The following is a 14,005-nucleotide window of genomic DNA, read 5'->3' as shown; positions in this document are numbered from 1 at the left end:
ATATAATTTCTGAAAGAACTCATATATAATAGAAACAGATACTTAACATGGTGAATAATTAAAGGGTCAATATATATAGAGGAGAGAGTAACATGCTTGAAAATACAGGGTTAGTATTAGAAGGCGGCGGTATGCGTGGTGTATATACGGGTGGGATATTAGAATACTTTATGGAACAAGATTTATATTTTCCATATGTAATCGGTGTATCAGCTGGTGCTTGTCATGCAGCGTCGTATCTTTCCAGACAAAGAAATAGAAATAAAACAGTAAATATTGATTATGCATCACATCCGAAATATTTATCGTATAAAAACTTATGGAGAAAACGTCAGCTATTTGATATGGATTTTATTTTTCATGAAATTCCAGAAAAGCATGTGCCGTTTGATTTTGAAACATACTTTAATAGCCCCGAGCGTTTCCTTGTAGGAACGACGGATTGTGAAACAGGGCAGTCTGTTTATTTTGAAAAAGAAGGAACGAATGACGATGCACTAAATTTATTACAAGCTTCTAGTTCATTACCTTTCATTGCACCAGTAGTAAATTATCGTGGTAAGCAATTATTAGATGGCGGGATTTCAGATCCAATTCCAGTTCGTAAAGCACAGGAAGATGGATTTAAAAAATCAGTCGTAATTTTAACAAGAAATCACGGTTACGCAAAGAAAAAATCAAGATTTGGGTGGATTGCTGCGAAGGCTTATAAAAAATATCCGAATCTTGTTAACACGATGCTAAATCGCTATGAAGTGTATAATGAAACACTTCACTACATTGAAAAAGAAGAACAAGCGGGTAATTTATTTGTTATTCGTCCAGAAGTACCGCTTCAAGTAGATCGTATGGAAAAAGATACAGCAAAACTACAAAATCTATATGAGCAAGGCTATGAAGATGCAAAGAGACAGTTTGCAGATTTAAAAGCGTTCTTGCAAAAATAAGTATTAGGCTGTGGAGAAGAAATTCTCTGCAGCCTTTTTATTATTGGTTTCAATGCTGAATGTTGGTTATACACGTTTTTAGATTATGGTATAATATGGATAAAAGTATGTGGAGAGGTGATACATATGGAAAATGTATATAAAGGGCTTAGACATACTGGATTTATTATGATGCTTATTTTTGGTGGGGTATTTTTACTGCGCTGGTTCATTCATGATGAAATGCTACTGGATCAGCTTATTGGATTTAGTGTAGGAATGGTAATGGTTGTTTCGTCAGTTTTCATTCAAAAGTATAGTAAAGAATTACAGGTAGAAGAGAAGTATTAAATGGTTATAAGCTCCTTCATATTTTGGAGGGACCGTTATAGTTTGAATGATTGTTATAAAAGAAAAGTAGAGCATCGGATTTCGATGCTCTACTTTTTTAATGTGGTAAGAAAATTAATTGATAAGCGAACAAGATTCCAAATACATACACAAGCGGGTGAACAGCACGGAACTTACCTTTTGCCACTTTCATAAGTGGGTATGAAATAAATCCAAGTGCGATACCTGTTGCGATACTTGATGTAAGTGGCATGCTTAAGATTACTAAGAATGCTGGGAATGCTTCATCAAATGCGTCCCAATCGATGTGGCGAACTGAACCCATCATAAGACTACCAACGATAATTAATGATGGTGCAGTAATAGCTGATACACCAGAAACGGCACTTACTAATGGTCCGAAGAATGCTGCTAGTGCGAATAAAACAGCTACTGTAACAGTTGTTAAACCAGTACGACCACCAGCTGCAACACCAGCAGATGATTCAATGTAAGCTGTTGATGGTGTTGTTCCGAACATAGAACCGATTGTTGCTGAGAATGAGTCAGATAGAAGAGCTCGTCCAGCTTTTGGAAGCTTTCCATCTTTCATAAATCCACCTTGTTGAGCAACGCCAAGTAATGTACCTGTTGTATCGAATAATGTAACAAGGAAGAATGAGAATACAACGCCGTATAATCCGTAGTTAATTACATCAGATACAGCAGTAATTGGATTTGAAACGATAATGCCTTCTGGTAAGCCAGGCATTGATGTAACACCGTTTGAGAATGATAATTGTCCCGTGAAGAAAGCGATAATACCAGTTAATAGCATACCGATAAATAGTGCGCCATTTACATTTAAAGACATAAGGACAATTGTAATTCCAAGTCCAGCTAATGCGAGTAGTACTGGAGCAGAGTGAAGATCACCCAGTCCAACTAAATTTGCTTCATTTTTTGTAACGATACCTGTTAAACGTAAACCGATAAAGGCGATGAAAAGGCCGATACCAGCAGTAATTGCATGTTTTAAGTTTTCAGGAATTGCTTCCATTAATTTTGTACGGAAAGATGTGAATGATAACAAAATTAAAATCATACCTGCTACGAATACAGCAGAGAATGCAATTGCGAAAGTCATGCCTTCATGAGCTTTTACAACAGAGTAAGAGAAGTAAGCATTTAATCCCATACCTGGTGCAATTGCGATTGGTAAGTTTGTAAAGATCGCCATAAATAATGTTCCGACAACAGCAGCGATAATTGTTGCTGTAAATGCTTGTTCAAATGGAACACCTGCATCCCCAAGGATAACTGGGTTTACGACAATGATATATGCCATTGTTAAGAAGGTAATAATACCTGCCATAATTTCAGTTTTAATAGAAGTTTTATGTTTTGAAAGGTTAAACATATAAACATCCTTTCTGTTTACGAATAATTTTCACAACAGTTATATATAATATTCGTTTTTTATCTATTTTGCAATAGTTTTGCATAAAAAGTTTACAACAATTCATATTTTGTGTCTTAAATTCGAATATTAATCGTAACTTGATGTGTGAATTTCAGTTTTTATTATGCACATTATAAGGAAAAGGAGTTGAAAGAAGCTATGCCACAGCAAAAAAACTTTATAACAATGCCAGCGCAACATCAAAATAAACAACCTGGTATTGAATCATTAATGAATCCTCTACCACAGTTTGAAGATCCAAATTATAAAGGTAGCGAAAAGTTAAAAGGAAAGAATGTATTAATTACAGGGGGAGATAGTGGAATTGGACGAGCTGTTTCTATCGCTTTTGCGAAAGAGGGAGCAAATATTGCGATTGCGTATTTAGATGAAGATGGAGATGCAAATGAGACGAAGCAACGTGTAGAACAAGAAGGTGTAAAGTGTGTGTTGTTACCAGGTGATTTAAGTGATGAACAGCATTGTAAAGATATTGTAGAAGAGACCGTCAAGCAGCTAGGGAGTTTACATGTTTTAGTAAATAATGTCGCGCAGCAATATCCGCAGCAAGGATTAGAGTATATTACAGCAGAACAGCTAGAAAAGACTTTTCGTATTAATATTTTTTCTTATTTTCACGTTGCGAAGGCTGCACTTTCTCATTTAAAGCAAGGAGATGTCATTATAAATACAGCGTCTATCGTTGCATACGAAGGAAATGAAACGTTAATTGATTATTCCGCAACGAAAGGGGCAATTGTTGCTTTCACAAGATCACTTTCTCAGTCATTAGTGCAAAAAGGGATTCGTGTAAATGGTGTTGCGCCAGGACCAATTTGGACACCACTTATTCCATCGAGCTTTGATGAGAAAAAAGTATCACAGTTTGGAAGCAATGTTCCGATGCAAAGACCTGGCCAACCATATGAATTAGCACCAGCATACGTATATTTAGCGTCTGATGATTCATCCTATGTTACCGGGCAAATGATACACGTAAATGGGGGCGTTATTGTAAATGGATAGTTTTCATTTATAAGAGCAAAGTAAAGTTAATTCCACTTATTATAGTGGCGCTAGGGGAGGGATATAGATGAAAAAATTATGTTTTGTCATACTATTATTTTTCATCCTACCGGTTAGTGCCTTTGCTAATACAGATCATCTAATATTAGTGAACCTTACGACAAACCAATTATCTTTTTTTGAAAATGGAAATTATACAAAAACATTCCCCGTAACAACTGGAAGAGATCGTACCCCTACACCTGAAGGTAATTTTTGTATTATAACTAAATTTAAAAATAAAGAATACCATCGGAAAAAAATAGCTGGTGGTGCACCGAATAACCCTCTTGGTACGAGATGGCTTGGACTAGATAAAAATGAATATGCGATTCATGGGACAAATCGGGAATGGACAATTGGAAGTAGGGAATCAAATGGCTGTATTCGTATGCATGACAGGGATATACAGTGGTTATATGACCGAGTTCAATTACAGACGAAAGTAATCATTTCTCGGTTTCATACGAGCCCGGAATATGAAGCGAATAAGCTTGGTTATCGTGTTGTGAGCTGGAATGGTCGTAAAGTAGAAGAAGAGCAAATTGGTATGCTTACGTTAGTAGATCGCGTGGATATATATTGGCAAGAACCGAATGGACAGCTAACGAAAGTGAAAATGGTATTGCCAAACGAAAGGTATGCAGTGTACTCAAAACGAAAAGATGGAATATATTATATAGGAAACAATTTGTATATAGTGGATGAAACAGGAGAAAAAATTCGTTATGAGCAAATCCCTTCTTCAGCTTTAAGTAATATATATAAACGGAAATATAATGTTCCGTAATAGGCTACCGTATGATAGACGGTAGCTTATTTCTACTTCGAGTTTAACTGCAACTATTGTATTTTGCTGAATATAATACAGTACAGATAGGGGGCGGTTACATTATGAAAAGTGAATTTGCGTTTAAAGTTTTCTTAGTAACGACCTGTTTATTTATTGTGTATTTATATGCGTTTCTCGTTTTTTCTTTTTATGTTCCATATGTTGATTTAATATTGTTCTTCGGATTTATTTGGGCGTTTGTTAAGGCGAGAGAAGGGGAGAAGAGTATATATCGGCGCATTACCTTATGCGGGACGGCCGTTCTCGTTATTTTATACTTTTTTATTATGCATGATTTTTGGAGGGGGATGTAAAAAAGCATACGATTAATCGTATGCTTTTTATGTTTAATATTTTGGCTTAAATGTATGACAACAAGTCTCTACACTTGTTGCTACAGAACTTTCTAGCGTCTCGTTCGTTAAAACTGCACTTGTATACGATTCATTTTCAGTTTGACCCGTTTCATCCGCATCTGGCTGAACGATAATCGCACTTGCTTGACAAAAGTTGCCTTGTCCCCAAAATGAACAATTGGAAACAGAACATCTTACTTCTGGCATAAAACCCCCTCCTTATACATTAGTTTGGAATTTTACGTCCATTTCATGTGTAGAAGGAGTTTCCTTTTCTCGTTATTTTTTCGTTTGTTCAAACCATTCTTTGAACTTTTCTTTTGATTGTTCTCCGCTAATACGGCTTACTTCTTTACCATCTTTAAAATGAATAATTGTCGGTGTTCCTTGGATATTGTATTTATCCCAAGGCTCGTTTAAATTTTCAATATCAATTACTTTCATATCAACATTTAAATCTTTCGCTAAAGGTACAACAATAGGAGAGACCTTTTGACAATGAACGCAAGAGGTTTGATAAAAATAAATCGTTTGTTCTTTTTTATCTTCTATATTTTTATTGAGATCCTCAAGAGAAATTTTATTTGAGTAGTAATCTTTTTCATTTGTCGATGCGTTTTTCTTTTCCATTTGTGCTACAGCAAACATTGCCGCAAATAAAACGATAATAATACCGCCAAATATAAGTATTTTTTTCATTCTTTCATCTCCTTATTTGTTTTTAATGACAATAAAGCTACAAACAGCGATTGTAATAAAGCCGATAAGTGCTAAAAACGGGATTGTCACAAAGCCGAACCAGTTTATGTATTCTCCCGTACATGGTACACGGCCGCAAGCTGCCCCGGCAGCTGAAAATGCTGCGATCTTTTGAATTGCATAGTGATATAAAGAAATACAAGCACCGATACTTGCGATTGGTAAAGAATAATTTGCGATGCGATAGTCTTTTTTTACTACAGCGATACCGAGCCATAAAACGAATGGATACATAAAAATACGTTGATACCAACAAAGGACACAAGGCTCAAATTTCATGATTTCGGAAAAGTATAGACTCCCTAGTGTAGCAATAAAAGAAGCTCCCCACGCGGTAAATAAAGCATATTCTTGCTTTTTTTCTCGTCCCATATTTTATACCTCTCTTATAATAGTTACATACTAAATTATAGTATGAAGTGGTACAGAAAAGAAAGAAAAAATATGTTTATCAATAAAAGTTTTATAAGGGGAAACTTTTATTGATATGAACATTTTAAAAAAGCGCTATTCTCCAGAAGAGAATAGCGCTATAGTTTACATTTGAATTTGCTCTACTTCTTCTATATGTGACTTTTGGGATGCGTGGTCAATATATTGAAATAGAAGCTGCAATTGTTTATCAACTTCTGGCAGTTCTTTACTGTATTGATAAGCGTGTAAAAAATGCTCAATACGCTTAGAAAATAATTGATCGTTCGTTTGAACCATGAGAACGAGTAATTTATCCCAATTACAGCAATACGTGTAATAGAGAGCTTTATCATAATCGTTATATGTTTGCACTGTGTACCCTCCTTACCGAGAGTTATATATAGTGTGTGATAAGTAAGGAGAAATACACTTGAAAGAATTTGTTAAGAAAAAAAGTGAATGAAAAAAACGAGGTGTGTCCTCGTTTTTTAAGCTTTTGGCATTGGCGTAGGTGTTGGTTTGCCATAGCCTTCTTTGTATTTATTATCGATATAGTTACGAATTTCAAGCGTTGTTTTTCCTTTTTGTTTCATGGAAGCAGATTCAACTGCGATTTCTAGGCAATTGACGCAAGTCGTTGCATGAGAATCCCAAACAACTTCACCATTCTTTTTAATTTCACGAATAAAACAATTTTTATTATTTTTATGTCCTACACTTTCACCGCAACCGCAGTAACATGGAATCCAATCTAATAGCTCTGCATTTTGTCCAGCGACAGTGTAGATGTCTTTCATTTGTGGATCAAGCTTGTCTAGGAATGTAGGAAGTGTGTCGATTCCTTTTGTTTTCTCTTGAATGTCAGCTTGCTGAGTGTGCGATGCGTGGTCATGTTCCTCTTTTTTTGATTCAGAAGATTTTTGGTCATTTGTACCAGTACTTCCGCATCCAGCAAGAATTAAGCTTAGTACTGCAAGTAAAGAAAATACATATTTTTTCATTCGCTTGTCCCCTTTACAAATGTATTAATCAAATTGTATCAGAGATTACGGTGTATCGGTTGAAGATTTTTTCGACTGATTTTTGAAGCGCCATCTTAGCGAATGGAATAGAAATAAAATTGGGATATAAGCGTATACAATATATAAACCAGCTTGAGATAGTACTGTGTTTAATGTGTTTATACTTTCACGGTTTGTGAAAAGTAGAGAAATTGAAAATATGATAAAAATAAAGAACGGTAATGTAAATGTAAACGAAATATGAAAGGAACGCTTCATCGTTTGGCATGATGACCAAATAGTTAAGCAAAGGTTTGGCAAAATAATTAAAAACCAAATAAAAATAATAATGTATTCAAAGCGTTGAATAAAAGGGACCTTAATAATTTTTAACATTGTTAAAGTAGGCCAAATAGTACGGTTTAATTGTCCTTCGCTATAATACATAAAGGATACGATGGCTAAAATTACATAAATTAAAGTGCTAAAAGCAATTCCTGCATGGGCCCATCTCTTTAAAGATTTTCCTTTTTCAATAAATGGATAGAAGATAAGAATTGTTTCAAAGCCGAGAAACTCTAATGCAGATTGTTTTGCAGATATAAGCATGTCAGTAGGTGAATGTGTAAAAATAGGTAAAATATTACGGAAATGAGCGTATTTCATTGGATAGATTAAAAAGAATACAACGAAAATAGGAAGAATGACTCCCCAAAAGCATATTCCAGTCACAGAACGAAATCCACCTTTTATAATGTAGTAAGTCACTAATAAAAACATAAGGGTAAGTTTCCATAATTTAATGGTAGGAAAAATCCAAACTTGTATGACTTCCATATATGTACGAAGAACAGTAAGGCAGAATAATAAGCAATAAAGAGTGAAAATGACAGAAAATATAGAGCCAATCCATTTCCCGAAAGTTGTTGTATGAATGCTAATTAAATCTCCATCTTTTTCTAACATTTTTAACATACAAAACAGCACAATATGAGTTGCAATTCCCGCAATAATAAGAGAAATCCAGGCATCATAGCCAGCATTTTTTAAAATTACACGTTGATATCCTAGAATTCCTATTCCGATTTGAAGAGAATGCAACAAAATAAATGCAAAATATGGAGAGACAGTCTTTGTTTTATTCATTGTATGCATTGCTTATTTCACCTCACTATTCCCCGATTCCAGATTGAACAATGTTAATATCTAAATTTACATCAATGTCTATATTTTGATACATATTTCGAATTTGTTTTATATTCCATTTTCTCGTATGACTTCTAATTTCATCACGTATTCCTAAAGGATCAATTTCCTTTTCTTGAAATTGTTTTATTAACCCTTCACAGTCTTTTTCAACATTTCGCTCAATTTGTTTTTTTATATAATTGATATTTCTTTTTTTTCTTAAATCAATCCAAGTAGGAGAGTTTTTAATTAATCCATCTAATTTTAAATTGATTTTTACTTTTGGTATGTCACCAGTTTGATCTATATCATATTTACTTTTCCCAGCTAAATCTTGTATGACAACCATACCTTTATGTTTATTCTTTTTTATCGCTGCTTCGTAACGTCCATTTTTCGTAGGATTAATAAGTAATTTTGTTAAAACAGAATGTCTTTTATCTGTATACATGACCACTTTATCGTCTTTTAAGAAAGCAAGTCCTTTGACAACGACGGAATGATTAGCGTCCGTTTTAATATATGGGACATAGGCATCACATACAGAAGAATAGTAATTATATAAAAAAACGTTCAATGAGGTTTGTGGAATGTTCTCATTTCGTATATTTTGCTCAAGTAAATCAACAATGGATAATGAACCATTTTGTTTTCCACGATTTAAAAGCTCTTCAGCTGATCCATCTACAATTGCTAGTTGTACATCACGCCCGATATTTGGATCACGTTGTAAGTTAGTAATAATTTCTCCCATTCCTCGTTCTCCTAGAGTTTTTCCGAATAGGACGACACGCATTTGACCTACAACAACATTGTGAGGAGATTTCGCATTTAATCGTGAAGCAATAGTTTCAAGTGAACGGGCAGATGTTGATTGGGTTTCTGGTTTAGACTTCACACCATGTGTATACTCTGGAAATAAGATAGTTCCTTGGAATCTTTTGTTTTTTGTGATGTCAAATCCAGCGACATGAATAATACGCTGCGTATCCACTATATACGTTTGTGTACAGCCAGTTTGTAGAAAAAAGAAGATCATGATAAGGTGCAATAAGAGTTTTTTCATTCACCATCACCATCACGTTTTTGCTTCGCTTTGCTTGGATTATAGCGCCATTTAGATTTTGGCCTAAGAAAAGAAGGTCTTTGTGCCGTTTGACTAAATGGTAATCTAAGAAAACCTTCTGCTGTACCTAAACCACGAAATGGATATAAAGGTAATAAATAAGGTGATCCAAGTGATTTTAATTTAATTAAATGAGCTAAAATAAATACAAATCCAACAATAAGCCCTAATCCTCCGAATGCGCCGGCTAAAAGAATAAGCGGAAAGCGTAACAAACGGATCGTAGAAGACATCTTTACAGTCGGTGTTGTGAAAGATGCAAGGGCAGATAAAGCAACTGCAATTAATAAAATCGTACTCGTTAAAGCTGCCTCAACGGATGCTTGACCAATTACAATTCCACCAACAATTCCAATCGTTTGCCCAACTTTTGTCGGTAAACGTGCTCCCGCTTCACGAAGCAATTCGATTGTAATTTCTAAGAAGAGTGCTTCTAGAATAGGCGGGAAAGGTACGTTCGCTCTCGAAAAAATAATAGGGCCTAATAAGTCGGCAGGAATCATTTGATAATGATAAGTTAAAGCCGCTGTATAAATAGCGGAGGAAAAAAGAGAAAATATAGCTCCGAAAAAACGAATAACACGAAAGAACGATCCAATCATCCACGGTAAATAATAGTCTTCTGGTGAAATGAAAAAATCTAGTAATGTTGTCGGTCCGGATAAAGCATAGGGGGAGCCATCTGTTAAAATTAAAACTTCCCCGCTAATTAATGCAAATATAGCTCGATCTAATCGTTCTGTAGGTAGTAGAACAGGAAAAGGTGAATTGCTATTATCACTAATAAATTGTTCAATCATAGTCGCATCAAATGGGACATCAAAATCAATATTTTCTAGTCTTTGTATTGCGATGTTGATAAATTGTTCATTTGTAACTCCTTCAATATAAGCAACTGCTACCTTCGTTTTTGACATAGATCCAACGATAATTTCTTTGAAAATGAGTTGCTCTGTTACGATATTTCGGCGTAATAAATGTATATTTGTATCAATATTCTCAACGAAACCAACTTTAGGACCGATTACACTATATTCATTTTCTGTATCGTTATATAACCGTTTTCCTAGAACAGTACTCTCTGCACGAATTAAAGCATATTGATCGGGATTCGAATTGTTTTTTAAACGTATTAATATATATCCACCTAATAATTTTTCGCGAATATCATCAATAGAAGGAGAGGTAATGATGTCTTCAATAGAGACAATATTATATAAATCAGAGATATTTTGAATGTGTTCTGCTTTCTTTTTTATAGGAGTTAAAATAAATTGTTTAATAATAAGTGCTTCCACGACAGATTTATAATAAAACAAGCATAATGTTTCATCTTCAAGTACGTTATAAGAGACAAAATCGCTAGATTCTTTCATGGTTTGTATAAATTCTGGAATAGAACAAATTGTTTTTGTATTAGTCTTTTTTGATTTCTTAGATGATAAACCGAACATTTTCTCACCCCTAACATATATCATTTCCTTGTGTTAGTTTTTGGGAAAGACGGGAATTTATACTTGAAAATTGAAAGTTCATAAAGAAAAGGAAGAGTATTGAAAAACTCTTCCTTTTTGGCGTATTAATTTGTTTTCTTTTCCTTAATAGACTTTACTAATTTAATCATTTCTGCTCGTATATCTTCTTTTTTTACGTTTAATTTTTCGGCAATTTGTTTCATATCCATTCCGTCTTTTTTCATTTTTAGCACATCATCAAGGGGAGTATTACTTTTTTGAGAGATGATTGTTAATACCGTGAGCTGACGTAATCCGATATTATATTCTTTCATTTTTTGTTTTAGCCCGTCTGGTGTAGATTTTTGCATATTTGCTAATTCTTGCAGTAGCGCCTTTTTCGTTTCTTTATTCATATGATGCTTTTTCAACTTACTTGGATCTACCCCGAAATGCTCAGCTGTTTTCTCCCAAGATTTATTTTGCTTATAGTAAGCTAAAACGTCCTTAATTTCTTTTTTACTCATTCTTGCAATGTGGGCAGCTCTCCAAATTTCATGTTTGTTATAGCCGAGTTTTTCGAGCGATTGCATTTCTTCTTCTGAAATTGGTTTATGATGATGCAATGTTACTTCTTTTGGCGTAGCAGCGAAAGTTGGGAAGACGGTTGTACCGAATAATAATGCTGCCATAGTCATACTTACTGCGATTTTTTTGTACATATAAACTCCTCCTAGATAGATGATGTGGAAAACTGTACACATATCATTTCCATAAAATGTGAAATACTTGTGAACAAATCAAGTTTTTTTATTCACAGTATGAAATGAAGTTTTTGGGAGTTTTCCAACATAAAACATTGATTAATAGTAAAAAACTAAGGTATAATCGAAATTGAAAATCAATATCAATAATAAACGTATACATATAGATAAAAATAAGGGAGAGAAAAATATGACTACATATACTTCCATCGCAAATGTGATTAAAGAAAGACGTTCTGTTCGTACATTTACAGATAAAGCAGTAGACAAAGAGTTGTTAATTGAACTATTAAACGACGCAACGTGGGCACCGAATCATAAACATCGTGAACCATGGAATTGTAAATTATACATTGGAGAAGGTCGTCAGAAATTAGTGGACGCAGTATTAAACTCTTTCACAGAAGAAGAAAGAGCGAAACGCGGTAAAATTTTATCAGATCGTTTCTTAAGCACACCTGCACAAATCGTTGTGTATATAAATGAAGATCCTCGTCAGATTCAACGCGACGAAGATTACGCTGCAACATGCGCATTTATGCAAAACTTCCAACTTCTTGCTTGGGAACGTGGATTAGGTTGTGTTTGGAAATCAGGCGGATTAAACTACAATCCATTATTTATAGAAGGACTTGGTTTAACAAGAGGTCAACGCATCGTTGGAATTCTTCACCTTGGCTATTTCGATAAAGCACCAGAAGGAAAAGCTCGTACACCGATTACAGAGAAGATGGAGATTATTGAAGGTTAATAGATGAGACATTCTCGTTTTTACGGGGGTGTCTTTTTATTATGCAATCAATCCTCATGAAAGCTTGTTCTCAATCATACACTTTCTTAAGGGAAAGTGTAAGGAGGGAAAATAATGAGAGCAAGTGACGATAAAGCACTGCAATATGCGATTGCGGAAATTACGGAAATTGCGACTGGATTTGGGCTTGATTTTTATCCGATGCGTTATGAAATATGTCCAGCGGAAATTATTTATACATTTGGTGCATATGGGATGCCGACGCGGTTTTCACATTGGAGTTTTGGGAAACAGTTTTTCAGAATGAAATTACAATACGATTTAGGTCTTAGTAAAATATACGAACTCGTTATTAACTCTGATCCATGTTATGCCTTTTTATTAGATACGAACTCGTTAATTCAAAATAAATTAATCGTAGCGCACGTGTTAGCGCACTGTGATTTCTTTAAAAATAATATTCGTTTTTCAAATACGAAGCGAGATATGGTAGAAAGTATGTCAGCGACAGCTGAACGGGTGAAAGCATATGAGCATAAGTACGGAAAAGAAGAGGTAGAAACATTTTTAGATGCCGTACTTGCCATTCAAGAGCATATTGATCCGTCGCTCATGCGTCCAAAACTTGCATGGAGTATTGATGATTTAGAAGAGGAAGAAGTAGAAAAGAAAAAGGTATCGCAATACGATGATTTATGGAATTTAGATGATCGCAATAAAAAGAGGGAACGCTCCAATGTACGTAAAAAGAAGAAAATCCCACCACAACCAGAGAAAGACTTACTCCTCTTTATTGAAGAATATAGCCGTGAGCTAGAAGATTGGCAGCGGGACATATTAACGATGATGCGTGAGGAAATGTTATATTTCTGGCCACAGCTTGAAACGAAGATCATGAACGAAGGCTGGGCATCATACTGGCACCAACGCATACTTCGCGAAATGGACTTAACATCGGATGAAGCAATTGAATTTGCGAAACTAAATGCAGGTGTCGTCCAGCCATCAAAAACGAGTATTAACCCATACTACCTCGGTATTAAAATGTTTGAAGATATTGAGGAGCGCTACAACAACCCTACAGAGGAAATGAAACGACGAGGCGTCAAACCAGGATCTGGTCGAGACAAAATCTTTGAAGTACGCGAAATCGAATGGGACGTATCGTTCTTAAGAAACTACTTAAATAAAGATCTCGTAATGAGAGAAGATATGTACTTATTCCAGCGCCAAGGAAAAGAATATAAGGTAATAGATAAAGAGTGGGAACATGTGCGTGATCAACTCGTAAATATGCGGACAAATGGTGGCTTCCCGTACTTAGTAGTAGAAGACGGGGACTACTTAAAGAATGGAGAATTGTATATTAAACATAGTTACGAAGGAATTGAGCTTGATTTAAAATACTTAGAAAAGGTATTACCATATCTTCATCAGCTATGGGGAAGAACGGTGCATATGGAGTCAATTGTGGAGAGTAAGGGCGTTGTGTTTTCTTATGATGGGAAGATGGTGCATCGGAAGTATGTGTGATGAAAAGACCGGACATAGAATGCTATGTCCGGTCTTTTTTATTT

General features: G+C 34.9%; 17 protein-coding genes. 7 read left to right on the top strand and 10 right to left on the bottom strand.

The features are described from left to right. Window positions 1-92 precede the first annotated feature (92 nt). Window positions 93-947, top strand: coding sequence for a patatin-like phospholipase family protein (locus ACTFRS_RS20315; RefSeq protein ID WP_000892678.1), 855 nt, complete (start codon window positions 93-95; stop codon window positions 945-947). Between the two features lie 126 nt (window positions 948-1,073). Beyond that, on the top strand, window positions 1,074-1,277 hold the full coding sequence (locus tag ACTFRS_RS20310; RefSeq protein WP_000432811.1) for a hypothetical protein: 204 nt from the start codon (window positions 1,074-1,076) through the stop codon (window positions 1,275-1,277). Between the two features lie 97 nt (window positions 1,278-1,374). On the opposite strand, the gene ACTFRS_RS20305 is transcribed toward ACTFRS_RS20310, so the two are convergent. Beyond that, window positions 1,375-2,676, bottom strand: a complete 1,302-nt coding sequence (locus ACTFRS_RS20305) for an NCS2 family permease (RefSeq protein WP_000482726.1) — start codon at window positions 2,674-2,676, stop codon at window positions 1,375-1,377. 201 nt (window positions 2,677-2,877) lie between these two features. Here ACTFRS_RS20305 and ACTFRS_RS20300 point away from each other — a divergent pair, with 201 nt between their 5' ends. The 3 genes from ACTFRS_RS20300 to ACTFRS_RS20290 all read left to right on the top strand — a co-directional run bounded on the left by ACTFRS_RS20300 (window position 2,878) and on the right by ACTFRS_RS20290 (window position 4,929). Beyond that, complete coding sequence (locus tag ACTFRS_RS20300) at window positions 2,878-3,744, top strand: SDR family oxidoreductase (RefSeq protein WP_242294081.1); 867 nt, start codon at window positions 2,878-2,880, stop codon at window positions 3,742-3,744. Between the two features lie 67 nt (window positions 3,745-3,811). Next, the gene (locus ACTFRS_RS20295; RefSeq protein ID WP_000732021.1) at window positions 3,812-4,573 is read left to right on the top strand and encodes a L,D-transpeptidase; all 762 of its coding nucleotides are present in this window, start codon (window positions 3,812-3,814) and stop codon (window positions 4,571-4,573) included. 104 nt (window positions 4,574-4,677) lie between these two features. Then, window positions 4,678-4,929 (top strand): hypothetical protein, encoded by a 252-nt coding sequence (locus tag ACTFRS_RS20290; protein ID WP_000834195.1) that lies wholly within the window; start codon window positions 4,678-4,680, stop codon window positions 4,927-4,929. A gap of 33 nt (window positions 4,930-4,962) precedes the next feature. Here ACTFRS_RS20290 and ACTFRS_RS20285 read toward each other — a convergent pair whose 3' ends face one another. The 9 genes from ACTFRS_RS20285 to ACTFRS_RS20245 all read right to left on the bottom strand — a co-directional run bounded on the left by ACTFRS_RS20285 (window position 4,963) and on the right by ACTFRS_RS20245 (window position 11,635). Further along, window positions 4,963-5,178: a DUF1540 domain-containing protein gene (locus tag ACTFRS_RS20285; RefSeq protein WP_001115486.1), complete on the bottom strand. Its 216-nt coding sequence runs from the start codon at window positions 5,176-5,178 to the stop codon at window positions 4,963-4,965. Between the two features lie 72 nt (window positions 5,179-5,250). Then, on the bottom strand, window positions 5,251-5,670 hold the full coding sequence (locus ACTFRS_RS20280) for a thioredoxin family protein (RefSeq protein ID WP_000721875.1): 420 nt from the start codon (window positions 5,668-5,670) through the stop codon (window positions 5,251-5,253). A 12-nt stretch (window positions 5,671-5,682) separates the two neighbouring features. Next, complete coding sequence (locus ACTFRS_RS20275; RefSeq protein ID WP_000532254.1) at window positions 5,683-6,102, bottom strand: disulfide formation protein C; 420 nt, start codon at window positions 6,100-6,102, stop codon at window positions 5,683-5,685. 165 nt (window positions 6,103-6,267) lie between these two features. Beyond that, entirely contained in the window at window positions 6,268-6,516 is a 249-nt protein-coding gene (locus ACTFRS_RS20270) for a YhdB family protein (protein WP_001195458.1), read from the bottom strand. Between the two features lie 116 nt (window positions 6,517-6,632). Next, window positions 6,633-7,145: a PCYCGC domain-containing protein gene (locus ACTFRS_RS20265; RefSeq protein ID WP_000761024.1), complete on the bottom strand. Its 513-nt coding sequence runs from the start codon at window positions 7,143-7,145 to the stop codon at window positions 6,633-6,635. A 45-nt stretch (window positions 7,146-7,190) separates the two neighbouring features. Next, window positions 7,191-8,300, bottom strand: coding sequence for a GerAB/ArcD/ProY family transporter (locus tag ACTFRS_RS20260; RefSeq protein WP_000557314.1), 1,110 nt, complete (start codon window positions 8,298-8,300; stop codon window positions 7,191-7,193). Window positions 8,301-8,316: 16 nt separating this feature from the next. Continuing rightward, window positions 8,317-9,399, bottom strand: coding sequence for a Ger(x)C family spore germination protein (locus ACTFRS_RS20255; RefSeq protein ID WP_000734944.1), 1,083 nt, complete (start codon window positions 9,397-9,399; stop codon window positions 8,317-8,319). Continuing rightward, window positions 9,396-10,913, bottom strand: a complete 1,518-nt coding sequence (locus ACTFRS_RS20250) for a spore germination protein (protein WP_439195587.1) — start codon at window positions 10,911-10,913, stop codon at window positions 9,396-9,398. The genes ACTFRS_RS20255 and ACTFRS_RS20250 overlap by 4 nt, the downstream gene beginning before the upstream one ends. A gap of 125 nt (window positions 10,914-11,038) precedes the next feature. Further along, entirely contained in the window at window positions 11,039-11,635 is a 597-nt protein-coding gene (locus tag ACTFRS_RS20245) for a hypothetical protein (RefSeq protein WP_000276995.1), read from the bottom strand. 232 nt (window positions 11,636-11,867) lie between these two features. Between ACTFRS_RS20245 and ACTFRS_RS20240 the strand changes: the two genes are divergently transcribed. Together ACTFRS_RS20240 and spoVR are read left to right on the top strand one after the other, a co-directional pair. Continuing rightward, window positions 11,868-12,428, top strand: coding sequence for a nitroreductase family protein (locus ACTFRS_RS20240; RefSeq protein ID WP_000214810.1), 561 nt, complete (start codon window positions 11,868-11,870; stop codon window positions 12,426-12,428). Window positions 12,429-12,542: 114 nt separating this feature from the next. Beyond that, on the top strand, window positions 12,543-13,961 hold the full coding sequence (gene spoVR / locus ACTFRS_RS20235; protein ID WP_139868998.1) for a stage V sporulation protein SpoVR: 1,419 nt from the start codon (window positions 12,543-12,545) through the stop codon (window positions 13,959-13,961). The last annotated feature ends 44 nt before the right edge of the window (window positions 13,962-14,005 follow it).

Source organism: Bacillus cereus group sp. MYBK139-1 (genome assembly GCF_051916915.1).
Classification (GTDB): Bacteria; Bacillota; Bacilli; order Bacillales; family Bacillaceae_G; genus Bacillus_A; species Bacillus_A pacificus.
This window is presented reverse-complemented; position numbering and strand designations above follow the sequence as displayed.

What these genes read in the sequence shown, in the direction of transcription:
- ACTFRS_RS20315 (WP_000892678.1), top strand. Translation starts at nt 93, where the DNA reads ATGCTTGAAAATACAGGGTTAGTATTAGAAGGCGGCGGTATGCGTGGT.
- ACTFRS_RS20310 (WP_000432811.1), top strand. Translation starts at nt 1,074, where the DNA reads ATGGAAAATGTATATAAAGGGCTTAGACATACTGGATTTATTATGATG.
- ACTFRS_RS20305 (WP_000482726.1), bottom strand. Translation starts at nt 2,676, where the DNA reads ATGTTTAACCTTTCAAAACATAAAACTTCTATTAAAACTGAAATTATG.
- ACTFRS_RS20300 (WP_242294081.1), top strand. Translation starts at nt 2,878, where the DNA reads ATGCCACAGCAAAAAAACTTTATAACAATGCCAGCGCAACATCAAAAT.
- ACTFRS_RS20295 (WP_000732021.1), top strand. Translation starts at nt 3,812, where the DNA reads ATGAAAAAATTATGTTTTGTCATACTATTATTTTTCATCCTACCGGTT.
- ACTFRS_RS20290 (WP_000834195.1), top strand. Translation starts at nt 4,678, where the DNA reads ATGAAAAGTGAATTTGCGTTTAAAGTTTTCTTAGTAACGACCTGTTTA.
- ACTFRS_RS20285 (WP_001115486.1), bottom strand. Translation starts at nt 5,178, where the DNA reads ATGCCAGAAGTAAGATGTTCTGTTTCCAATTGTTCATTTTGGGGACAA.
- ACTFRS_RS20280 (WP_000721875.1), bottom strand. Translation starts at nt 5,670, where the DNA reads ATGAAAAAAATACTTATATTTGGCGGTATTATTATCGTTTTATTTGCG.
- ACTFRS_RS20275 (WP_000532254.1), bottom strand. Translation starts at nt 6,102, where the DNA reads ATGGGACGAGAAAAAAAGCAAGAATATGCTTTATTTACCGCGTGGGGA.
- ACTFRS_RS20265 (WP_000761024.1), bottom strand. Translation starts at nt 7,145, where the DNA reads ATGAAAAAATATGTATTTTCTTTACTTGCAGTACTAAGCTTAATTCTT.
- ACTFRS_RS20260 (WP_000557314.1), bottom strand. Translation starts at nt 8,300, where the DNA reads ATGCATACAATGAATAAAACAAAGACTGTCTCTCCATATTTTGCATTT.
- ACTFRS_RS20255 (WP_000734944.1), bottom strand. Translation starts at nt 9,399, where the DNA reads ATGAAAAAACTCTTATTGCACCTTATCATGATCTTCTTTTTTCTACAA.
- ACTFRS_RS20250 (WP_439195587.1), bottom strand. Translation starts at nt 10,913, where the DNA reads ATGTTCGGTTTATCATCTAAGAAATCAAAAAAGACTAATACAAAAACA.
- ACTFRS_RS20245 (WP_000276995.1), bottom strand. Translation starts at nt 11,635, where the DNA reads ATGTACAAAAAAATCGCAGTAAGTATGACTATGGCAGCATTATTATTC.
- ACTFRS_RS20240 (WP_000214810.1), top strand. Translation starts at nt 11,868, where the DNA reads ATGACTACATATACTTCCATCGCAAATGTGATTAAAGAAAGACGTTCT.
- spoVR (WP_139868998.1), top strand. Translation starts at nt 12,543, where the DNA reads ATGAGAGCAAGTGACGATAAAGCACTGCAATATGCGATTGCGGAAATT.